The sequence below is a fragment of the Asaia sp. Ae19-3 genome, assembly GCF_059801175.1.
The window spans coordinates 55864-77702 of sequence record NZ_JBCHWF010000003.1 but is presented as its reverse complement, the minus strand read 5'-3'; the positions used below and the strand labels follow the sequence as shown (position 1 = coordinate 77702).

At 55.4% G+C, this 21839-nt stretch carries 18 protein-coding genes and 3 pseudogenes; 15 read left to right on the top strand and 6 right to left on the bottom strand.

Features of this window, described 5'->3' with window-relative positions:
* Positions 1 to 37: 37 nt before the first annotated feature.
* From AAID99_RS15265 to AAID99_RS15250, 4 genes and pseudogenes are all read left to right on the top strand, one after another.
* A pseudogene (locus AAID99_RS15265) lies at positions 38 to 166 on the top strand (IS5/IS1182 family transposase); the annotation flags it as partial.
* A 294-nt stretch (positions 167 to 460) separates the two neighbouring features.
* On the top strand, positions 461 to 637 hold the full coding sequence (locus AAID99_RS15260; protein ID WP_498494514.1) for a WGR domain-containing protein: 177 nt from the start codon (positions 461 to 463) through the stop codon (positions 635 to 637).
* 92 nt (positions 638 to 729) lie between these two features.
* Entirely contained in the window at positions 730 to 1218 is a 489-nt protein-coding gene (locus AAID99_RS15255) for a tyrosine-type recombinase/integrase (RefSeq protein WP_498494513.1), read from the top strand.
* A 229-nt stretch (positions 1219 to 1447) separates the two neighbouring features.
* Complete coding sequence (locus AAID99_RS15250; protein ID WP_498494512.1) at positions 1448 to 1708, top strand: antitoxin; 261 nt, start codon at positions 1448 to 1450, stop codon at positions 1706 to 1708.
* Positions 1709 to 1966: 258 nt separating this feature from the next.
* Here the strand turns inward: AAID99_RS15250 and AAID99_RS15245 are convergent.
* Positions 1967 to 2141, bottom strand: a pseudogene (locus AAID99_RS15245) (IS6 family transposase); the annotation flags it as partial.
* Between the two features lie 335 nt (positions 2142 to 2476).
* On the opposite strand from AAID99_RS15245, the gene AAID99_RS15240 reads away from it, so the two are divergent.
* The 8 genes and pseudogenes from AAID99_RS15240 to AAID99_RS15205 all read left to right on the top strand — a co-directional run.
* A complete protein-coding gene (locus tag AAID99_RS15240; RefSeq protein WP_408860583.1) occupies positions 2477 to 2779 on the top strand; it encodes a phosphopantetheine-binding protein in 303 nt (100 codons plus the stop codon).
* Positions 2772 to 4028, top strand: coding sequence for a beta-ketoacyl-[acyl-carrier-protein] synthase family protein (locus AAID99_RS15235; protein WP_498494511.1), 1257 nt, complete (start codon positions 2772 to 2774; stop codon positions 4026 to 4028). The genes AAID99_RS15240 and AAID99_RS15235 overlap by 8 nt, the downstream gene beginning before the upstream one ends.
* A 14-nt stretch (positions 4029 to 4042) precedes the next feature.
* Positions 4043 to 4852, top strand: coding sequence for a pentapeptide repeat-containing protein (locus tag AAID99_RS15230; RefSeq protein WP_498494510.1), 810 nt, complete (start codon positions 4043 to 4045; stop codon positions 4850 to 4852).
* A gap of 29 nt (positions 4853 to 4881) precedes the next feature.
* The gene (locus AAID99_RS15225) at positions 4882 to 6519 is read left to right on the top strand and encodes a Hint domain-containing protein (protein ID WP_498494509.1); all 1638 of its coding nucleotides are present in this window, start codon (positions 4882 to 4884) and stop codon (positions 6517 to 6519) included.
* Positions 6516 to 7292 carry a hypothetical protein gene (locus AAID99_RS15220; protein ID WP_498494507.1) on the top strand — a complete coding sequence of 259 codons (777 nt, stop codon included), beginning with the start codon at positions 6516 to 6518 and terminating at the stop codon, positions 7290 to 7292. The genes AAID99_RS15225 and AAID99_RS15220 overlap by 4 nt, the downstream gene beginning before the upstream one ends.
* A 307-nt stretch (positions 7293 to 7599) precedes the next feature.
* Entirely contained in the window at positions 7600 to 8427 is an 828-nt protein-coding gene (locus AAID99_RS15215; protein WP_332363966.1) for an alpha/beta hydrolase, read from the top strand.
* A gap of 213 nt (positions 8428 to 8640) precedes the next feature.
* Entirely contained in the window at positions 8641 to 9357 is a 717-nt protein-coding gene (locus AAID99_RS15210) for an IS6 family transposase (RefSeq protein WP_498494506.1), read from the top strand.
* A gap of 56 nt (positions 9358 to 9413) precedes the next feature.
* A pseudogene (locus AAID99_RS15205) lies at positions 9414 to 9578 on the top strand (IS5/IS1182 family transposase); the annotation flags it as partial.
* 103 nt (positions 9579 to 9681) lie between these two features.
* Here the strand turns inward: AAID99_RS15205 and AAID99_RS15200 are convergent.
* Positions 9682 to 10803: a Fic family protein gene (locus tag AAID99_RS15200; RefSeq protein WP_498494505.1), complete on the bottom strand. Its 1122-nt coding sequence runs from the start codon at positions 10801 to 10803 to the stop codon at positions 9682 to 9684.
* Positions 10804 to 11592: 789 nt separating this feature from the next.
* Between AAID99_RS15200 and AAID99_RS15195 the strand changes: the two genes are divergently transcribed.
* The 3 genes from AAID99_RS15195 to AAID99_RS15185 all read left to right on the top strand — a co-directional run bounded on the left by AAID99_RS15195 (position 11593) and on the right by AAID99_RS15185 (position 17193).
* Entirely contained in the window at positions 11593 to 13836 is a 2244-nt protein-coding gene (locus AAID99_RS15195) for a TonB-dependent siderophore receptor (RefSeq protein ID WP_188424469.1), read from the top strand.
* On the top strand, positions 13836 to 14579 hold the full coding sequence (locus AAID99_RS15190; protein WP_188424468.1) for a hypothetical protein: 744 nt from the start codon (positions 13836 to 13838) through the stop codon (positions 14577 to 14579). Before AAID99_RS15195 ends, AAID99_RS15190 begins: the two co-directional genes overlap by 1 nt.
* A 325-nt stretch (positions 14580 to 14904) precedes the next feature.
* Positions 14905 to 17193 carry a TonB-dependent receptor gene (locus AAID99_RS15185; protein ID WP_498494504.1) on the top strand — a complete coding sequence of 763 codons (2289 nt, stop codon included), beginning with the start codon at positions 14905 to 14907 and terminating at the stop codon, positions 17191 to 17193.
* Here AAID99_RS15185 and AAID99_RS15180 read toward each other — a convergent pair.
* The 4 genes from AAID99_RS15180 to AAID99_RS15165 all read right to left on the bottom strand — a co-directional run bounded on the left by AAID99_RS15180 (position 17183) and on the right by AAID99_RS15165 (position 21763).
* Complete coding sequence (locus tag AAID99_RS15180) at positions 17183 to 18589, bottom strand: sensor histidine kinase (RefSeq protein ID WP_498494503.1); 1407 nt, start codon at positions 18587 to 18589, stop codon at positions 17183 to 17185. The genes AAID99_RS15185 and AAID99_RS15180 overlap by 11 nt on opposite strands.
* Positions 18567 to 19289: a response regulator transcription factor gene (locus AAID99_RS15175; protein WP_229719452.1), complete on the bottom strand. Its 723-nt coding sequence runs from the start codon at positions 19287 to 19289 to the stop codon at positions 18567 to 18569. The genes AAID99_RS15180 and AAID99_RS15175 overlap by 23 nt, the downstream gene beginning before the upstream one ends.
* A 160-nt stretch (positions 19290 to 19449) precedes the next feature.
* Positions 19450 to 20283, bottom strand: coding sequence for an SDR family oxidoreductase (locus tag AAID99_RS15170; RefSeq protein ID WP_188424463.1), 834 nt, complete (start codon positions 20281 to 20283; stop codon positions 19450 to 19452).
* 205 nt (positions 20284 to 20488) lie between these two features.
* A complete protein-coding gene (locus AAID99_RS15165; RefSeq protein ID WP_188424462.1) occupies positions 20489 to 21763 on the bottom strand; it encodes a methyl-accepting chemotaxis protein in 1275 nt (424 codons plus the stop codon).
* Positions 21764 to 21839 lie beyond the last annotated feature (76 nt).

Below are 21839 nucleotides of genomic sequence, written 5' to 3'. Positions count from 1 at the left end.
AGGGAATTTTGATTCAGGCTCCTTGAGGAGACTGAAGATGAGCGATCTGTTTTGGCTGACGGACGAACAAATGGAGCGTCTGCGGCCATTCTTTCCCAAGAGCCATGGCAAACCTCGCGTTGATGACCGCCGTGCGCTGAGCGGGATCATTTTTGGACGAAGGCACGCATCGTATCAGAGGTCATCAGACCTATGCCCTGATACACTAAGGATAATAGTGTATCAGGGCACCCTTTCCCGTCCGTCTGCCCGGTCTGACCTTTCCCCGAAAACGCTGATCTTCCGGTTGATCCCGCTGTCTTCCGCCCAGCGCTCGTGATACAGTTCTCGCGGGTACATACCCAAACCGCCCAAAAAGGCTCCGTCACGCCCCCTCACCCAGCTCAGTCTCTTTCCCGAAGAGACCGATCTCGCGCGCATCGATGCCACCGCCAATTGCTGGCGCTTTTACCGCCTCTCCTTGCAGGAAGATCTCTTCGGCGGCACCGCCCTCATCCGTCACTGGGGGCGGATCGGCACAGGCGGCCAGATGCGTGTCGCGCTCTATCGCGATCGGGAGGCTGCCCAGGGCGCGCTTGACGACTTGCTCGGGCAGAAGGTGAAGCGGGGCTATCGGTCCCGGACGGAAAAAATGTGAGACAGAAAGGCATGAGGGCTCTGTCCTCATACTCCCGGCAGGAGGCTCGGCCTCCTGCACCTCGAATAGGTTATTCAGCATCCGCTGGTGGGATGCAGCTCTTTGATCCCAAGGGCGCGCGGAAATATCTGACCATTGCCGAGCGTGATCGTTTCCTGAAAGCCGCCGAGCTGGCGCCGCGTGAGGCGCGAACTTTATGCATGACCCTTGCCTGGTCGGGATGTCGATTGTCCGAGGCTCTGGCCCTGACAGCCGATCGCGTCGATCTCGCTTCTGGCGTGCTGGTGTTTGAGACACTGAAAAAACGCCAGGCGGGGGTCTATCGCGCCGTGCCCGTCCCTCCTGCCCTGCTCGACGCCCTCGATCTGGTTCATGGTCTGCGCGCGCTTCAGCGCAAGGGTGCGCGTCATCAAGAGGCCCGTCTCTGGCCCTGGTCTCGTATGACCGGCTGGCGGGCCGTGCATGCGGTCATGGAGGAGGCCGGACTGTCCGGCGTGGCTGCGTCGCCCAAGGGGTTGCGACATGCCTTTGGGGTGGCGGCTGTGTCCAATGCCATTCCCCTCAATCTCGTCCAGAAATGACTCGGTCACGCCCAGCTCTCCACCACCGCCATCTACGCCAATGCCTCAGGCACTGAGGAACAGGATATCGCTCGGAGGATGTGGGAGTAGGTGGTTTGGTGCTGGCATGTTGAGCAACTCTGACCACTTTCATCGCTTGGATGATGCGCTTCAGAGCGCATGAGTCCCTTGCTGTCTATTTCGGTATAGATCAGCTTGGGGATATATCATGATGAATGTCGGGGGTATCATGACGCAGACTGCTGAAATCTTTTTAAATGGGCGCAGTCAAACCGTGCGTCTTCCGGCCTCTTTCCGATTTGAGGGTACCGAGGTCTATATTGACAGGGACGAAGTAACCGGTGATGTGATCCTCTCCAGGCGACCGAAGAGTTGGGCTGGCTTGCTCGCAGCCATCAAGGATGGTGGCGTGCCTGACGATTTCCTCGACGCTGAAGACAGATATCAGCATGAGAAAGACCGTGATCCTTGTACCGAAATTACGCTATGAACGCAGAATGCTTGATGCCAAGGCGTTCGGGGTCTACATCTTCTGAAAACCCGGAAATCTGACCAAACTCAACCCGTGCCAGACTTTGCAACAGTGCCCAGGATACAACCAGCTACGGTTCCCAAACCTGATCCTTGTCTTCTCTCTGGATCTCTCGTTCTGACTCCGAAGGGGTATTGTCCGGTTGAGACACTGCGAGCGGGAGCATCGCATGATCAAGGTTGCCTGTGATCTGGAGCCTGATGAAGCGGGTCGGGCCTTCCTGCGACGCAAGGAGCGGACATAGGCCGTACCGAACTTCAGGCTCCATCGACGGATCGTCTCATATGAGACGACTATACTCCGTTCGAGCAGCATTTCTTTGACAAAACGAAATGCTCAGTGGGAAGCGGAAATACGGACAAACTGCATTCGCAATCACCCCACTCGGAAATCAGTGCTATTTGTAGATCACAGATAACGCTTTCATTGCTGGTTTTATCATACTATACGTAACGTTAAATTGCTGCTTTTGTAAGAAATCTATTTGATATTTCTAAAATATAGAAATACGATAAAAAATAACTGCTAATTCTATATTATTTCTTTGTTTTATAGAGGAACGTTGCCATCTGAACCTTTGGTTCATGTGTCTCGAATTTTTTTCATTTGTTTAAAAAGTAATAAATTTATATGTACATCAAGTTGCCTGTCGCAAAAATATTCGCAGTGTTTATCTATACCCTTATAAATGAAACACTGGAGCATTAAGTAAGCGGATTGTTAAGTATGACCTGCTCAATTGACCATATAGTAATCAGTATTCTGACAGACCACTTCGACACAAAGATCGATAGCATAACGTCGGAAACACGATTTACCGAAGACCTCTCGGCAGACAGTTTCGATATTGTGGAGCTACTCTTCGAAATCGAGGAAAAAGCAGGCATAGCGATAAGAGAAACCACATTTCCGACGATAGTCACCGTTGGCGATCTTATCGAACTGCTACGTCATGGTTTCGAGACTGCAAATATTGATCTACCACAGCTTCTAATGTCCGGTCATACATCGGTTTCTTCACGTGATTAGAGCCGATCGCAAAGCGCAGCGGGTTGTCATTACCGGTATGGGCATTCTCTCGCCTCTAGGGGCTGGCGTATCCCGAAATCTCCTTGCGCTGCGCCAGCGTTATTCTGCTCTTACATGCGAATCCTTTCGGTGGGGTTCCTTTTCGCGTGATCATATCGTAGGGCGGGTTCCTTTTGCCGCATATGCATCTGGCGGCTTCGATCCATCAGAATGGTTCTCAGTCAAGGAGCTTCGTCGTTTTGATCGCTTCATACAACTGGGTATTGTCGCGGCGCATGAAGCTGTGCAGCAAGCGCGCCTTGCTGATCTGGATGCAGCATCTCGTGCAGGCGTTTCTGTAAGCATAGGCTCCGGTATCGGTGGGCTCGATACGATTGCTGGCGCGGCGGCTAACGTCCCAGGGCAGGGGCGACCATTTTATCTGCCGAGCGTCCTGATTAACAGCTGCGCCGGAGAAGTCGCGAGACGATACGGCTTCAGGGGCGCAGCAGAAGGAAATGCGGCATCCTGCGCAACGGGCACCATAGCAATCGGTAAGGCATTTCAAGCAATACGTGACGGTTATAGCACTATCGTGATCGCCGGTGCTACAGAAGCGGCGGTATCGGCTGCGGGCGTAAAGGTCTTCGCTGACCTTAATGCCTTGGCAGCATCCAAACCGCATGCACCCGATGCAGCTAGCAGGCCATTCGACGCTGAGCGTAGCGGCTTTGTGTTATCGGAGGGTGCTGCTATCGTTGTGCTTGAAGCCCGTGACCATGCTATGGCGCGCCACGCCCCGATTTTCGGTGAAATCGTTGGGTTCGCCCAGAGTACCGATGCTCATGATTTGATTGCGCCCGATCCCAAGGGACTGGGGGCTGAGCGAGCAATGCGTGGCGCACTGGCCGACGCGGCTTTGATGCCCAATGAGGTGGAATGGATTAATGCGCATGCCACCGGAACACCTCTGGGCGATGATATCGAAATAGGAGCTATCGAGCATGTTTTTGCTGGACAAAGCAAAACTGTTATCTCGTCGATCAAGGGGCTAACTGGCCATACACTGGGTGCTTCTGGAGCAATTGAAGTGGTCTTAGGGCTTGCTGCCCTGCGCTTTGGTATGGTTTTGCCCAATTACAACTTGGAGCGCCCAAGCAGACAGACCTTTCTCCGAAGACCGAAACAGGCGGAGCCATATCGAAGCGGCTACTGTCTTTCCAACAGTTTCGGTTTTGGTGGCGTCAATGCTTCGCTCATCATTCAATGACAGGAATACTTTTCATGAAGCCCAGAGGCTGGACTTACGAGATTTGTGATGCGGTTAAAGCGCAGGTCATGCTGCGTATCGAACTGGACGAAACAGACCGTCAACTCTCAGCATCCGAGCAATGTGCCGAAGCTGTCCATGTCGCTCTAGACCGTGGATTATCACTGATCGGTGCCAATCTAAATGAAATCGCAGCGGACGAAATAGACATGAGTCATGCTGAGTTGGTGGGTACAGCGATACGAAATGCGTCGCTGCGTCGTGCGAAGCTTGATGGAGCGAATTTCATTGGTGCCGACCTGTCGAGTACGGATTTTACCGATGCGTCTCTCATCGGAGCTCGCTTCTGTGGTGCGATCATGAACCAGGTTTGCCTTCGTGGTGCCGATTTGCGTGGAGCTAATCTCTCAGGTGCGGTCATGATGAACGCCGATCTGACCGGAGCAGAACTCAACGGCGCCACCATGAATGGTGCACTTTGCACAGGTGCCATTTTTGATAGCTGCGATCTTGGCTCGGCAACGTGTTTCGGCGCCGAAATGAAACATGCACGCTTCGAAGGGGCGCATTGGCAGAATATTCCACTTACACGGCGCCCTATCCGGGTTAGCGGTCTCGATTATGACGTGACTCTGCTCGATCAGCACATCGTGGTCGGCTCCACAATGCTTACGTGGACCGATTTGGCCCGGCTCGAAGAACGAGAGGCCGTTGCGCGAGGCGGGGTCAGGGCATTGCGCTTCATCAGGAGTTTCAAAGGAGTGCTCGAGAGCTTGTTTGCCTGCAAAGAACTCGTTCGAGATGTACCTCAGGTCAAAATCTGAAAATATTCAAAAACTAAGGATGATGTGAGATGGCTACCTATGATATCGGCAAAGAAAGCTACACTACCGGTTCTGGTGATAGCGCCAAAACTGAGCAAAGAGGCAAGACCGTCACTGGATGGGTTCTTAAGTCAGGAGATACTCTAAACGTAAACGACTGGGGAACCGCCACGGATTGTACAGTTGATGGCGGCACTGTAAACGGTAACAGCGGTGGTACTATCAATAACGGTATCTTCAAGTCTGGTACGGTCAACATACAGGGTGCTACCGTTAATGGCGGAACCATGAGCGGTGGTTTGATGGTGGTCAAGAGCGGCTCACTGCGTGGCACCTTCAATATGAGCGGTGGCAAGCTGACAATCGGCAATTCCAACAGCGTGATCGGCTCCGGTGGCACGATTATTAATCTTTCCGCCAGTGCTATGGCAGCAATCTATAACGTGGCTGCCATGACCGTTAATCTCGGTAATGGAACGTCCCTTGCAACCAACAAGAATGCCCTGAAAACGCTCACAATTAATGCGACCGGCGAAAGTTTTAATCTTGATATCGAGGATCTGGATCCAAAGACGATTACCAAGGTTGATCGTGAGTCAAACCGTCTAATCATTCATACAACAAATGGTGACGTAACGATCAACGGATCGATTCCAGGATACAAATTTTCTTCGGATGGAAAAGGCGGCCTTACTATCACTGCCTGTTTCGCCAAAGGGACGCTTATCTCGACCCCTGATGGTGCCCGCCCGGTCGAGGCACTTAAAATCGGCGATCTAGTTGATACCGATATTGGCCCGCAGGCTGTACAGTGGGTCGGTTATAAACATGTCCATTTACATGGCGCTACGCCGGACGAGGCCCACCTCGTCCATATCCGAGCCCATGCTTTTGACGCAATGCGCCCGTCACGTGATCTATGGGTTACACCCGAACACTGTGTCGAACATGATGGCGGATTAACGCCTATACGCATGTTGGTCAACGGAGGATCGATCGCGTATGACCGACAGAAACGGCGTTTCACCTATTATCATGTCGAGGTGCCGCATCACGCGATCATGCTGGCTGAAAATCTCGGTATGGAAAGTTATCTAGCCGGACAGAATATCAGTCTGTTTGATAACAAACGCGACACGGCAGTCACAGTGCCCCATACCCAAGCCTCGCGGTTACCTCTCATTGTCGATCGTACCCGTGTCGAACCGTTCTGGAAGGCGATAGCTGAGAGATCCGTTAAACTAGGATATCCGAGTAATAAGACTGTCGACACTGGCGGGTCGACAAATATCTCTCTAATGACAGTGGATGGTAGAGCTATGCCGCGGGTCGATCATATGGTTCCGGGCGAGATGGCGTTTTTGCTGCCTCCGGAGACCCAGGCTGTAAAGATCATGGCCGATGCCAAGCGCCCTGATCAGGCAATCGGGCCTTTCATCGATGATCGCCGAGTTCTTGGTGTACGTGTTGGAGCTGTTTACCTGCAGGGCCTCGAGCAAGATGCATGTTTGACTGCACACCTGACTGCCGAAACGTTGGGAGGCTGGCATAACATCGAAGACGGGCGGTCTCGCTGGACTTCAGATGAAGCAATTCTGCCTTTGCCTGAAATACCCGTTTCCAACGGATCCATACATCTAGTTCTCGAACTTCCCGATATGCGATGATGCACGATTTCACACACTATGCTGAATCGATGTCTGGTTATGGTACAGCGACGCAACTGGGAGCTTGGCATCACGTAAAAGACGGGCATGCAATAGCAGTTCCGCCGCCGCCGGATGCCCTCCCGGATCAAACTCGGATTAAAACGCCTTATGGCGATATTGCGGTTGCAGATCTATCAAACGGAGATGTTATTATCACCCGATCCGTCTCGGGCTTACACACCAGGAAAGTTGAAGACGTTGCACAATATTTCTGGGTTGGGCATAACTATCCGGGTAAAGATATCAAGATAGACCTTTTTACTGCTCCCTGTGGAACCAGGAGTGTATTGCTGCCTCTTGGCTGGACACCATGTGATGCAGAATTTTCGATTTCACAGACAGCTCTGACTCCTTCGCGTCTCTACAAGCTGGAAATACGGGAGGTGAGAGAAAAGGAAGAAGCCGTGTTTCTCAACGATATTGCTTGTATGCACACGGTGCCGCCCAGTACCGTCTCGTTTCCTTGCCGGGTGCAAATCGGCGAGACGTTTGCGCCAATCTATGCACGGCGCAACGGCTATAGCTTGTTTAAGCTCTCTGCTGAAGCACAACGTCTGACAATATCGGGTACCAATATGCGTTTACTCTCTCGCACCATGCAATTAACGTTATGGGACAGTAACGGGATGTCCGCTCTGGCGTTTGACAAAGACGCCAGGTCTGGTGATAAAATAACGATCGATTTAGATCGCAAGCCAGGCCATATTGGTATCTTAGCAGTTCGCTTCTGAGTATGCTTACGAAGTCCGTATAAAAATAGAGACCCCTAGGGTGATGTCACGTTAATTCTAGCATAGTAAAAGTGCCCTCGATAGCCGTGAGCAGCGCACTCGTAGTTATGGCGATCTCGCCCATCGCATATTCCTTGTGGTTCTGGAGCCGTAACGTCATCCGGACCTAATCTTTCTCCCACCGGAGATATGACATGCTATCAGCTGCGCCTGCGATCATGCTTGCCTTCGGGGCCCGACACAGTTGAGCGGCGACATCGAAGCCCCCGGCCCCAGCGGCCCGCTACGGGGAACCTTGATCTTGCCCATGAAGGATGGGCCGATTGTTCTGATAATACCCGGTTCGGGTCCGACCGACCGGGATGGAAATAGTCCGCTCGGTGTGCGTGCTGCGCCATACAAACTGCTCGCCGAAGGACTGGCCGGGCAAGGGATTGGCAGCGTCCGCATCGACAAACGCGGGATGTTCGGCAGCCTGAGCGCCGTGAGTAACGCTAACGCGGTGACGATCGACGATTACGTCCATGACATCGGTGCCTGGGTCGATGTGATCCGTGCCCGGACGGGAGTTCGATGCGTCTGGCTACTGGGTCATAGCGAGGGCGGACTTGTGGCGTTGGAGGCTGCCTCGAAGGTGGAGCACCTCTGCGGCTTGATCCTCGTCGCCACGGCAGGACGACCACTCGGAGATGTGCTGAAGGAACAATTGCGCGCCAATCCTTCCAACATGGCACTACTGGTTGCGGCCGACCACGCGATCGACGAGCTGTCGGCGGGGCGGCGGGTCGATACGATGAACCTTCCCACAGTACTTACACCGCTTTTCAATCCTGCCGTGCAGGATTTTCTTATCAGCGCCTTTCGACTCGACCCCGCGGTATTGGCGGCCAAGATCGCAAAACCGGTCCTGATCGTGCAGGGACAGCGCGACCTTCAGATATCGGTCGCCGACGCCGGACGCTTGAAGCAGGCTGCGCCACACGCGACACTCGTCACCCTGCCGGATGCCAATCATGCGCTAAAGCAAGTCAGCTCTGATGACCGAAGCGCCAACCTCGCCACCTATGGTGCTGAAAATTTGCCGCTGGCCCTCGGCGTTGTGGATGACATCGCTCGCTTCGTGAAATCACGCTGACGCCAATGTACGTCGTTTCCGCTGGTCGAACATTCACTGTCCGTCGCTGCGCAGCGTCTATTAGCATCTCGCCAACGATGACCGTGCGCCATATGTCGGGCCCACGGGGTGAAGAGGTAGCCCCGGTTTTTCGGACAGGGGGTTAAGCGGCACTGTTGCAAAGTTGGTGTCCTTGTTTGAAACCGCTTTCAGTTTGAGTGTGAGGCATTGCGGATGAGCGATTTCAAGAGACGACATTTCCGGGGTGAGGTGATCCTGTGGGCGGTTCGTTGGTATTGTCGTTACGGGATCAGCTACCGAGATCCTGAAACCATGCTGGCTGAGCGTGGCGTGAGTGTTGATCACTCCACGATTTACCGCTGGATTCAGCGCTACGCGCCCGAGATGGAAAAGCGCCTGCGCTGGTATTGGAAACGTCCAGGCTTTTCTCGCAGCTGGCGGGTTGATGAGACCTATATCACGGTCAAAGGGAAATGGACGTATCTCTATCGGGCGGTCGATAAGGACGGCGATACGATTGATTTCTACCTGTCACCGACCAGGAACGCCAAGGCCACCAAACGTTTCCTGGGCAAGGCAGTGAGCGGACTGAAGGATTGGGAGAAGCCTGAAACGATCAATACGGACAAGGCTCCGACCTATGGGATAGCGATCGCGGAACTCAAAAAGGACGGCAAGCTGCCGGACACGGTGACGCACCGACAGGTGAAATACCTGAACAACGTGATCGAGGCCGATCACGGCAAGCTGAAGCAGTTGATCCGGCCAGTGCGCGGCTTCAAAACGCTGAAAACCGCCTATGCCACGATTAAAGGTTTCGAGGTCATGCGTGCCCTGAAAAAGGGGCAGGCTCAGCTCTTCCAGTTCCAGGAGGGTATTATGGGAGAAGTGCGCCTGATCGAAAGGCAGTTCGGGGTCTACACCTTCTGAAAAACCCGGAAATCTGACCAAACTCAACCCGTGCCAGACTTTGCAACAGTGCCAATGGGATCAAACCCTGCATTCCGAGACGAAAATCCCGCGGGAAACCCGTCAAATATGACAAACGAAAATACAAAAGACGCAACCGCATCGAGATCATGTTCGGCCGTCTCAAGGACTGGCGGCGGGTCGCAACCCGCTACGATAGACGCCCGACCGTCTTCTTCTAAGCCATATACCTCGCCGCAACCGTCATGTTCTGGCTATGAGGCCTGAGTCTAAAAACTACCCATTCGACGGTGAAATTTTGTCAACTAAGCCGCCCAATACCACTCAGCTCGCTCGAAGATAGTGATCGAGCTTGAGGGAGTAACGGGCATAGCGGTTCTCGCCAGTCCTGATGAACGCCCCAAGTGCAACCAGCTCCGTCAGATCGCGCGTGGCAGTGGCGGACGTCGCTCCTGTGATTGCGCGATAGTTCTGGGCGCTCAAACCACCCTGGAATCCGTCTATTCCTTCGGCCAGCATCCGGAGTACGGCTTTCTCTTGGCGAGGGTTGAGCTGTCCTTGCAGACCATCAAGGAACCGCGCCTTTTCCACGACAAAACCGATCGTGGCAATTGTCCGAGATTGTGCTTCAAGAACGATGCTTGCGAACCATGCCATCCAGCTCTCAATGTGATTGGATGTACTCGCCCGATGCAGCTCATCATAATACGCTTTTTTATGGGTGTTGATGGTTGCGGCCAGCCCCGTCACTACCGGGGTTTCGAGACTTTGCGCCAAGGCCTTTTCAGCAAGAGCCCGACCGAGGCGACCATTCCCATCTTCGAATGGATGAATGATTTCGAACCAAAGATGAGCGATCCCGGCCCGTTCTATCGCAGGCAACGGGTCTGCGCCATTTGGCGCCGTCTCGTTATACCAATCGACAAATCGGGCCATCTCCGCAGGCACACGCCCGGAAGGTGGCGCTTCAAAATGAATATGCGGCGCATGCACGGGGCCAGAGATTATCTGCATCGCCTCTTTATGTTGGCGATAACCACCAATAACCTCCAAATCACGGCGGCCATTCATCAGCATGGCATGCCAGGCGAACAGGCCCTGATCCGTCAGAGGCGTCGAACAGTTTCTATAGAGATCGGTCATCAATTCCGCAGCGCCTGCTTCAGCAGGGCTGGAAGGACGCCTGTCTGCGGCAAAGCCTAATTGTCGAGCTATCGATGATTGCACACTTGCACGATCAAGCACTTCGCCCTCAATAGCTGAACTCTGCACCATCTCTTGTGACAGTAGTTGCACGACAAGATTCTGAGTGGCCGCGTTGTCCAGATGTTGCATGGACCCGACGACGACGCCCGAACCTTTTAAAATCCGCTTCTCAGCCTCTTCCAGACGAGCCCTGTCGAACTGGAAACATGTCCAGTCCTGAAGCTGCCAGTTCCAACGCATGATCGATATCTCCGATTCCTATCGATCACTATATACGTCTTACATGATCGATAGAAGCGCTATCAATCACTCATTCTCCTCGCGATCACCGGTCGAACTCCACTAACGCTCCATCCGATCATGACAAGCCAATCACAAGCCACGAGCGTCTTCGAAATCGGCTCTTGCCTTCCCGGATTGTTTGTCCAAGAATGCAGATAGAAAGAAATAGGAAGAAGCGCGCGGAAGGTGAAATACCTCAAATCATTTGAAATAGTGATGGGCACTACCCAGAGTATTGAGGTTCGAGTCCCATAGTTCGCACCACTATCTCATTGCATATGATTGTGTTTTTTGATTTTTTGAAACGTCGGACTGAGCCTCCTCAAAGACCGCCGTGCGGTTACAGGCCTGAGGGTAGAGGGATACTGCCCCCCAAAGAGACAGCCTGTGTTCCGTAACAGGCTGGACCCGACGACAACTCAGCTTCCTGTGACGGCGGAACAGATCGTTGTGCACATAGCTGCTGTAGTCATTCCGGATCGAAGGTGGAACGCGCAAAGACCGGTCAAGAATCACGATACGCCTCAGCAGATGCTCGAATGTTGTTTTTTTAGACCACCCAATCGCTGCAAGAGTCATTTGAAATCACGAGATCCAGGCGCAGCCTTAAACTTTCCCAATCTTGGCACTTATCCGTGTTTTTGCGAATGATTTGCATGTAGTGACGCCGCGAATTGACGCTGCGGCCTTGCCTTCACCCTTCGCACAAGAGGCGTAAAGGCCGCACGGCGTCTCGTGCGGAGTGTCATGAAAAAATACTATTTTCCTTTACTCTCTCTGGGCACCATGCCTTTTGCCGTCGTGGCAGCGCCTCTGGCATATGAGCCTCCCAAGGCCGAAAAAGCCTCGGCCGCGCCGGTCCGCCAGCAGAGCGCCCCAGCCCCGGCACACGCCTCCCCGGTCCCGACACAGCAAAAACCGGATGAGCTGATTACCGTCACAGGGCGTGCGACACCCCCGCCGGAAATTACCGACACACGCTATCTCCCGACGCCCGACGCATCGACCCTGCGCACGACCACATCGGTGCTGAATATTCCTCAGGTGGTCAATATCGTGTCGCAGCAGGTGATCCGCGATCAGGAACCGCGCAATCTCGACGATGCCCTCATCAATGTCAGCGGCATCACCCAGGGCAATACGCTGGCCGGCACGCAGGACACCATCATGAAGCGTGGCTTTGGCGGCAATCGTGACGGCTCGATCATGCATAACGGCATGCCGCTGGTACAGGGTCGTGGTTTCAACGCGGCGGCGAATAGTGTGGAAGTGCTTAAAGGCCCGTCTTCCCTGCTCTACGGCATCATGGATCCGGGCGGGGTGATCAACATCGTCAGCAAGAAGCCGCGTCTTCAGGCCAGGACCATCGCTTCGGTCATGGGCTCGACCTATGGACGGGGCAAAGACGGCTTTGAAGGTATGCTCGACTCAACCGGACCAATCGGCAAGGGCAAGCTGGCCTATCGTCTGGTGCTCGACCGTATTGCCGAAGATTACTGGCGCAGTTTCGGCATGCATCAGGAAACACTCATCGCACCATCGCTGGCATGGCTCGGTAAAAAGACCCAGATTACCGCCTGGTACGAGTTTCGCGATTTTCTTTATCCCTTCGATCGCGGCACTGCGCTCGATCCGCGAACCGGAAGCCCGCTTGCCATTCCGGCCACCCGCCGTCTGGACGAAAACTTCAATCGCATGACCGGTCAGAGCCATCTCGGCCAGATATCGCTCGATCATCGCTTCGGCGCCGGTTGGTCAGCCCATGTCAATTTCAGCTATAATCAGGAAACCTATGACGCCAATCAGTTGCGGGTTACAGGCGTCAACGTGACCAAGGGCACGTTGAGCCGCAGCAATGACGCTACCCATGGTGCTTTCAGTTCGGACACCTATGGCACGGCCTATCTCGATGGCCCGATCAGGATCGGCAATTTCAAGCAGACAATCCAGATCGGTATGGATGGCGAATACCGGCTGATTTACCGCAAGGATCTGCTGCGTCAGTCGAGCAAATATACATTCAGCTATCTCAAACCGGTTTACGGGCTGGAGAACCCGTCATCCACCGTGTCGGCAAGCGACAGCGATCAGACCGATAATCTGCATGATTATTCCGGTTTTCTGCGCGATACATTCAAGCTCGGCGAGCGCTGGGTCGTGGTCGGTGGTGTGCGTTATCTCAGCTATCGTCAGATTGCCGGTCGCGGACGCCCCTTCAAAGCGAATACCGATATCGGCGACGGCGCCTTTCTTCCCCAGGCCGGGCTGGTTTATCGCGCTGCGCCTGCGTGGTCGCTCTATGCCAGCTATACGCAGTCGCTCAAACCAGCCTCGACCATCGCCCCTCTCTCCAGCGGCCTTGTGTTGGGCTCAGGCTTCCAGCCGGAAAAAGGCCGCTCCTACGAGTTCGGTGCAAAAATGGCGCTGCATGATCGTCTGACTGGCACGCTTGCCTTTTACGACATCCACAAGCGCAATGTGCTCGTTTCGCAATATAACGACGCCACCAAGCAGACCGATTATCGTACGGCCGGCGCCGCACGTTCGCGCGGCATCGAATTCGATCTGGCCGGTCGGGTCACGAAGCGCCTGAGCATGATCGGCAGCTACGCCTATCTCGACGGGGCCACCACCAAGGACCCGCTCTACGCCGGCAAGCAGCTCTGGAATGCAGCGCGCCATACCGCTTCTATGGGGCTGGCCTATGATCTCGGCCCGGTCTTTGGCGAAGACAAGCTGCGCTTTGGCGGCGACGCACATTATGTTGGACGCAGGGCGGGCGACTCAGCCAACAGCTTTTTCCTGCCCGGATATGTTACCGGTGATCTGTTTGCCACCTATGACAGGGTGATCGCGCGTCACGATGTCAACTTCCAGTTCAACATCAAGAACCTCTCGAATGCCGTCTATTATCCGTCTGGCGTGAACAGCTATTTCGTCTCACTTGGCGAAGCACGACGCTTCTCCTTGCGCACCATGGTGGCCTTCTGATGAAGATTTCTGTCGTTTTCCCTCTGGCTCTGGGCCTCCTGACAATCGCGACGCCACGGCCTGCCCAGGCAGCGGCATTGAAAAGCATTGCCTATCTCTGCAAGCTGGAAGGGCCCAATCGCGCGGTCGATGATGCCGCCATCGCCCATATCACCAGCCTTGATTATAGCGTCCATACGCTCGGAGAGGCGACCCGACCGGAAGAGGTAAAAGAGGATATGGTCGTTCTTTCCTCAACTGTTTCGGGCAAGAACGTCAGTCCTGCCTGGCGCTTTGCCCCCAAACCACTTCTGACCTGGGAGAACGACAGTCTCGATGACCTTGCCATGACTGGCAAACGTCATGATGTCGATTTCGGCGAAACGGAAAAAGAACGCTATCTCTGGCTCGTCAACGCCCCTCACCCCATGAGCGGCGGCCTTCCGCCCGGCATTGCGAATGTCTATGCAAAGCAGAACCCGATGAGCTGGGGCAAGCCGGGGCTCGGCGCAACCATTATCGCTACGGTCTATGGACAGCCTGAAAAAGCCGCGATTTTCGGCTATGAAAAAGGGGCAACCATGAATTATGAATCCCTCGCGCCAGCGCGACGAACCATGGTCTTTCTCGATAACGCGACTTTCACCGCGCTCTCACCCCAAGGCCTCTGCCTTTTCGACTCTGCCCTTCTCTGGACAGGATACCGGACCGAGCAGGCTGCCTCATGCGTCATCAGTCAGAACAGCGGCGCCAGACATCCCTGATCTCATCCTCACGAAACTGTAGCGTCGCACCACGGCAGAAAGTCGGCACGCTTATCGAACCGTCGCAATCCCGGGGGCCATGCCTATAGCATACAGGCGTGGTATCGGACGATTCCCAAATAAGAAGCTTTCCGGAAACAGGATTCTACTACCGGAAAAATGCTCTTCTCTTTCGCCTGCGCAAGATTTTTTACCGCGCAGAGTGCGCAAAAACACTCCTCCTCCTTCAGTTCAAATTAAGCTTTCCCAATCTTGGTCCTAATCATTTGCCCGGAAACAGAAAGACACATAGCAATTGCGTCGCGTTCTCATCATGTAGGTTGCCATGCTATCCGTTTCCCGTCCGATATTTTCCGCCACCCGATCCTTCGTCGCGCTTTGTCTGATCACGACGGCGCTTTCGCCGTCAGTCCATGCCGCGGCCGCATTGGCAGACACGACCTCTCAGCCTGCGAGCGAGACGAAAGACGGGGGCGTACCGAAAGCCTCGCAAGGCGCGAAGGCTGCCAATTACGAGGCCGGGAAAGAAAAAGCCGGTCAGGAACATCTTACCGTCATCGGGAAATCGCATCCCCTCCTCACAGGGCCTTCCCCAAACCGAAAATTCACGGCCTCGCTGCTCGACACACCCCGCTCGGTTTCGGTTGTGACCAAAGAGCAGATGAAGCTGGTCAATGCGACCTCATTCGAAGACGCCATGCGCACCGTGCCAGGGGTCAGTTTTCGTGGCGGCGATGCCTATGCCATTCCGGGCGGCAATTACCCTGTCATTCGCGGCTTTGGCTCATACAGCAACATGTTTATCGACGGGCTGCGCGATAGTGGCGTGAGCCAGCGTGAAGTCTTCGACGTTGAAGAGATGGAGGTGCTCAAGGGACCGGGCTCAGTCTATGGCGGTCGCGGCGGTCTGGGTGGGCAGATCAATATCACCAGCAAGAAAGCCCAGCTTGGCAATCTGACCTCTGGCCAGATCGGCTTCGGCACAGCCGCCTACAAGCGTGGCACGATCGATATCAACCGCCAGATCGGTTCATCGACCGCGTTTCGTCTCAATGCGATGGGGGCCGATGGTGACACGGCAGGACGTGCGCCGATCGGCGGGCATAGATGGGGCGTTTCCCCCTCACTCGCTTTCGGCCTTGGCACGAAGACGCGCCTGACACTTGGCTATTACCATCTCTATTCTTTCGACATGCCGGACTATTCCGCGCCCTATAGCAAGATCACCCATGAGCCGCTGAAAATCCCTCGCAGCACTGTTCTCGGGCTGGAAGATCGCGATTTTGAGCGCAGCACCACCGATCTCGGCCAGATCATCCTCGAGCGCGACCTGTTCAAGGACTTCATGTTCAGGAACACGCTGCAATGGACCAGCACGCAATACGATTATATCGCCACCAACCCGCAATGGCAGAGCACGGCCGTCAACAACCAGACCATCCTTCTCGAAGCCAAATCCGGCAAGTTCCATACGGATAATTTCCAGGAACAGGCCATGGTCTCAGGGACATTCGACACGGGGCCGATCCATCATGCCATCAATACCGGCATTGAACTCTCGCGCGAACGTCTCACACGCAATGAATATTATGTGGTCGATTCAGGCGGTCATAATCTGCGTAATGGCGGCCCCTGCACCATCGCCTATAATTGTATCTCAGCCACCAATCTCGGCAGCTGGAGCGCCCATAACCCCTGGCTCGGCTCCTATACGCTCGGTGAGCCGGGCATCGCGCCGCTGAACACGAACGTCACCACCGGCTCGGCCTATGCCTTTGACACGATGAGCATGTTGCGCGACCACCTGCTCATTAATGGCGGCGTGCGCTTCGACCGTTTCATGACCTCTGCGGTTCAGGGTAATGTCGGGCTCAGCAATAACCAGAGCTTCATCAATTATCAGGCGGGCGCGGTCTATAAGCCGATCAAGCCGGTCAGCCTGTATTTTTCCTATGCCACAGCCTCCAATCCCGTCGGGGTGGATGCCGGGGCCGATGGCCAGATCGCGCTCTCGACCGCAAACAACAAACTCGCCCCGCAGAACGGCAAGAATATCGAGGTGGGCGCCAAGGCCGATCTGTTCAACGGGCGCTTTTCCATCACTAGTTCTCTGTTCGACGGCAAGATGACCAATGCGCAGGTGTCGGATGGCTATGGCAACCAGATCGATGCTGGAACGCAACGTGTTCGTGGTGCTGAAATCAACGTTGCGGGCAGTATTACCCCGAAATGGGAGATGTTCGGTGGCTGGACCTATCTCGACAGCACCGTCATCCATGGCGGCCCGACCAAGGCCAATGTCGGCAAGCGCTTTCCCTATACACCGGGCAATTCAATTGCGTTGTGGAGCACTTACAAGATCCTGCCACGTCTCAAGGCAGGCGGCGGCCTGACCTATATGAGCAAGCGCTACACCAATGTGAACAACCAGACCTGGGTGCCTGGCTATGTCCGGCTCGACATGGTGGCCGATTACCAGATCACGCGAGCACTCGATCTGCAGGCAAATCTGCAGAACCTGACCAATAAACGCTATTACGACCGTGTATATGTAAATTACTCACGTATTGCGGCCGGTCGCGCCGTGACCTGCCAGTTGACCCTCAGGATGTAGGCTGCAGCGGCAGACGCACCACGCATCGCAGACCGGGGCCATTATCCTCCAGCGTGATTGCCCCGCCATGAAGTTGCGCCACCGCACGCACGAGACTAAGACCGATCCCGTTACCGGGCACATGCCGACTGGCATCGAGACGCAGCATTTTTTCGAAAACACGCTCTCGATCTTCTGGTGCAATGCCCGGCCCCGTATCGCTGACCAGAATAACGGCCTCACCGCCCTCCGGAGCCGCTGAGAGCGTGATGCAGCTTCCAACCGGCACATGCAGCATGGCATTTTCGAGCAGATTGGAGACCATCTGCGTCAGCAACACCCTATTGCCATGAACCACCATCGGCCGGTCGGCCGAGGAATAACGCCAGATCTGGCCGTTTTGCTCGATTGTCGGGCCATAAAGCGCGGCAAGCATGTGAAGGACCTGCGCCAGGTCGACCAACTGTCCATCAGGGATCTGTCTGTAAGCCTCGAGCTGCGCCAGTTTGAGCAGTGACGCGAAAATCTCCAGCGCCTCATTGAGGCTGGCACGGGCCAGATCGAGCGCTGCCCCTGCTTCCGGCACCGTCACCGCCGCTTCCGCCACGTCGAGATGACGTCCCAGATGCGCCAGAGGACGGCGCATGTCATGCGCGATGTCATCCGTCACCTGTCTCACACGCGCTACGAGGGCCTCGTTGCGGTCGAGCATCGCATTGAGACTGGCTGACAGATGATTGAATTCGTCATCCATCTCGGTCAGGGGAAGACGCCGGGAAAGATCGCCCTGCATGATCTCGCGCGCCGTGTGGCTGATCAGGTCGATCCGTCGCAGCAGCAAGCGGCTCATCGCAAAGCCGCCTGCCACGCCGATGACCAGAAACCCGGTGCCGCACCAGAGCAGCGTCATGAAAAACCCATGGCGAAGGGTCTGAAGCGGTGTGCCCTCCATCCCGACAAAAAGATAGCCGCCATCGTCGAGCAAGGTGCCGTAGCCAAGCACAGGGCGGCGATCGGGGGGCGAGGTACGGTGCGTCCATGAGAGCATGCGCCACCCCGGATGCGGCCGCAGATGGAACATGTTCCCTACAGCCACGACCTGCTTCGCATCCTGAAGAAGGTAATAGAACCCCGGCTCGCTTTGCACGAAATCACGCATGACCGGCACGAGATGCGGCACATCCTGATGCTTGGCATCGGCCAGCGCCTCGTTACGCTCGTTTATCACGGTCTCTCGCATCTGCCGGTCTAGTTGGCTGATGCCACGCGTGCCCGACCAGATCACCCCGGCGAGACCGCAGACAACCAGGCACCCGGCAAAGGAGGCGATGATACGAAAGGACGAGCTTTTCAGAACCGAAAGCGGCCTGTGCCCCGGCTCGGGCTTGCCGGGTTCAGCCATGCCCGCGCAGGACATAACCCTGCCCTTTCACCGTATGAAGCAATGCGGGCGCCTCACGCCCCAGTCGTTCACGCAGCCGGCTGACATGAGTCTCGACGAGATTGGTATGCACTGGGAAATCAATGCCCCAGACATGCTGCAACAGCATGGCACGGGAGATGACGATCAGGGGATGCCGCATGAAATATTCCAGAAGCCTCAGCTCCTGTGACTGGATGTAGAGCTTCACACCACGACGGAAGACCTCGCGCCTGACCAGATCCAGCTCCAGATCGGCAAAAACGAGCCGCGCCGTATTGAGCGGCTGCTCGGCACGACGCAGCAGGGTCTCTATGCGAGCTTTGAGTTCGGGAAGGGCGAAAGGCTTGACCAGATAGTCATCGGCCCCGCTGCGCAGGCCTTCGACCCTGTCTCTCACCCCATCCATGGTGGTGAGAAACAGGACCGGACACTCGAGCCCTGACAGCCTGATCTCTTTCAGAATGGACAGACCGTCGACCCCGGGAAGGCGCCGATCGAGCACGATGCAATCCCACCCGCCTTCGAGCGCCAGCGCCTTGCCTCTAAGCCCCTCTTCAGCGCAGGTCACCTGCAGCCCCCAGCCTGCCATGGCCTCACTGGCATAGATGGCCAGAGCCCTGTCATCCTCGGCAAACAGGACACGTCTTACAGGAGAGGCACCTTGGAGAGACGATGCGCAGGGGGGCTGAGACAAGGCTTCACTCACTCGATAACAACAAGCTGCCAGTACAGGACAAAACCAGACAGGGCAGCGCCGTGATCTTACCTCTTCTTCCGGGGTCATACCTAGAAGTCATGGCAAGTTCGGACAAAGAGTTACCTCGCCGTTACGTGCCCCTGTCGTCTGGCGATTGTCAGCCGGGTGATGGCAGCTTGCCGGCACGCACCGCAGCGATAACCCCGCCATCGATCAGCAGATCGCTACCGGTGATGAATCCGGCATCGGGCCCAAGAAGAAAGCTCGCCGCAATGGCGATTTCATCTGGTGGGGCCATGCGCCCTGAAGGCGAGGCAGCCACCATGGCGCGATAGATATCGCCGGTAGGCGAGGCAAGCTCGTGCGCGGCCAGAGGGGTAACGATGATGCCTGGGCTGATCGCGTTCACACGCGCACCGCGTGCCCCCCAGTGAACCGCTTCGGTCTGTACGCGCAGGATATTGGCGCGCTTGGAAACCATATAGGCCACCATCGGGTCACCCACCGCCTCTCTTTGCAGACAGGGCAACGCCAGAAGCGCGTCTGCTGGCAACAGGGCCAACTGGCGCTCATCTTCCTCCGGCAGGGGACGCATCATGTGACCGGCCATGCTGGACACGAGCAGACCAGAGCCGCCCCGCGCCATGACATGACGAAACACCTCGAATACTACTGCGGAACCGTAGAGATCGATCTCGAGAACTTTCTCGACCGGGGCCATGTTGGGTGACACGCCAGCCGTATTGACCAGTTGCATGACCGGCCCCAAAGCGAGCGCCGCCTCGGCCAGCGCCTGAACCGAGGCACGCGAGGCAACGTCGACATGCCGTGTCTCGACCGTATAGCTGGCCGCACGCAGCGTCGCCGCCGCTTCGTTCATTGTTTTATCGTTATAATCCGCCAGCAGAATGGTTTTCCCGATCCCCTGACGGCGGGCGATGGCCTGACCTATCCCTCCGGCCCCTATAACAACAATGACTTCAGAAACCATTGAAATGCCCCTTATTGAATCAGGTGTTAACGGGCAAAGCAAACCCGAACATCCATCATACCGGGGCAGCGCATCAGGATTAGCCGCTCAGTTGCATATGAACCTATGCCGGAAATTCATGAGTAGGAGTGACAACTTCTGGTCTGACGGTCGCTAAGGAGTGACGGACGCCGAACATCCCCAAAATCGGGAAAGACGAAACGGATTATCCTTCCCGGTCGTACACCTTCACAAATTCGTCGAGGGACAGGATCTTGGTATCGAGGTCATAACAGGTCGCGTTTACGTCCTCCGTCATGGCCATATTGTCGCCCGCTACTTTGTTGATTGATGAGATCGTCCGGTTGATATCATCAATATGGTCGACCTGCTTTCTGGTCGTGGAATGAATCCGGGTGATCAGACTGTCTACAGCGCTGACCTGACTGGCAATTTTCTCCAGACCGCCCTCGACGTCCTCAACCAGCTGGACTCCTCGTTTCATCGACACACTGGACTCAGTGACCAGATTGCCGATGATTTTCGCAGCCTCTGACGAACGCACCGCCAGAGACCGTATCTCGTCAGCCACCACCCCGAAGCCTTTCCCCTCCTGCCCCGCATGGGCGGCTTCAACAGCCGCGTTGAAGGAGAGAAGCCGCGTCTGAAGGCTGATATCCTGAATCACGCCAAGGCTCTCGACCATTTCCTGATAGCTCGAAACAATACCCGAAATGGCTTCGACTGTGCTCGTGACGACGAGTTTGAAGCTGTTGGCGTCTTCATTGACTTCCGCAACGAGATCTCTGGCCCGTTCTACATTCTTTGCCGTGTCAGAGACGGCAGTGTTGATCTCCTCCACGCTTGCCGCGGCCTCGACGATATCGCGCGCCTGCGCCTGGGTTCTGCCAGAGAGGGCAATGCTTCCGTCCCGGATCGTTGCTGAAACCTGGCAGACAGCATCAACATTCGACGAGATTTCCGAAATGACCTTTTTGAGATTTTCGGTCGTCTTGTGAGCCTGCTGCGCCGCGGCCTCGCTCTGCTGCCGCGCTGCCCGCACGAGAGACAATGTCGACCCGGCGCCGATATAGCGACCGTCACGGGTAATCAGAAAACCGCGATAGAGATCATTCGTGTCCCTGCTGAGAATGTTCTGCGTGAAATCAGCAATCAGCATATCATGGGGAACAATGATCGGAGCCTGCTGGATCAGCAGCCGGACGGGGCGTCTGGTATAGAGCGCACGCCCGAACCGCCCGGCCATCAGGCCGAAAAAGAACTGCCTGTCTACGAGGCCCTGGGGCCGCTGCTGCTCATCGACGATCGCAATCATCATGATGTTCGCATCACGCGAGAAGAGCTCGTGGACACTTGCCCCTACATCATGGGGCAAAAGGCTTGGGATCGTGTCTGCAATATCTTCCATGATCACAGGAATATTCTCATGAATATCCTGCAAACAGTCCTCACGGATTTCTGCGATCTCGACTGCTGCCATCAGTGAATAGCCTCTGATAATATGACATTTTTATTACACAAAGCGTAAAAAATAGGATCATCTATCTAAAAGAGAC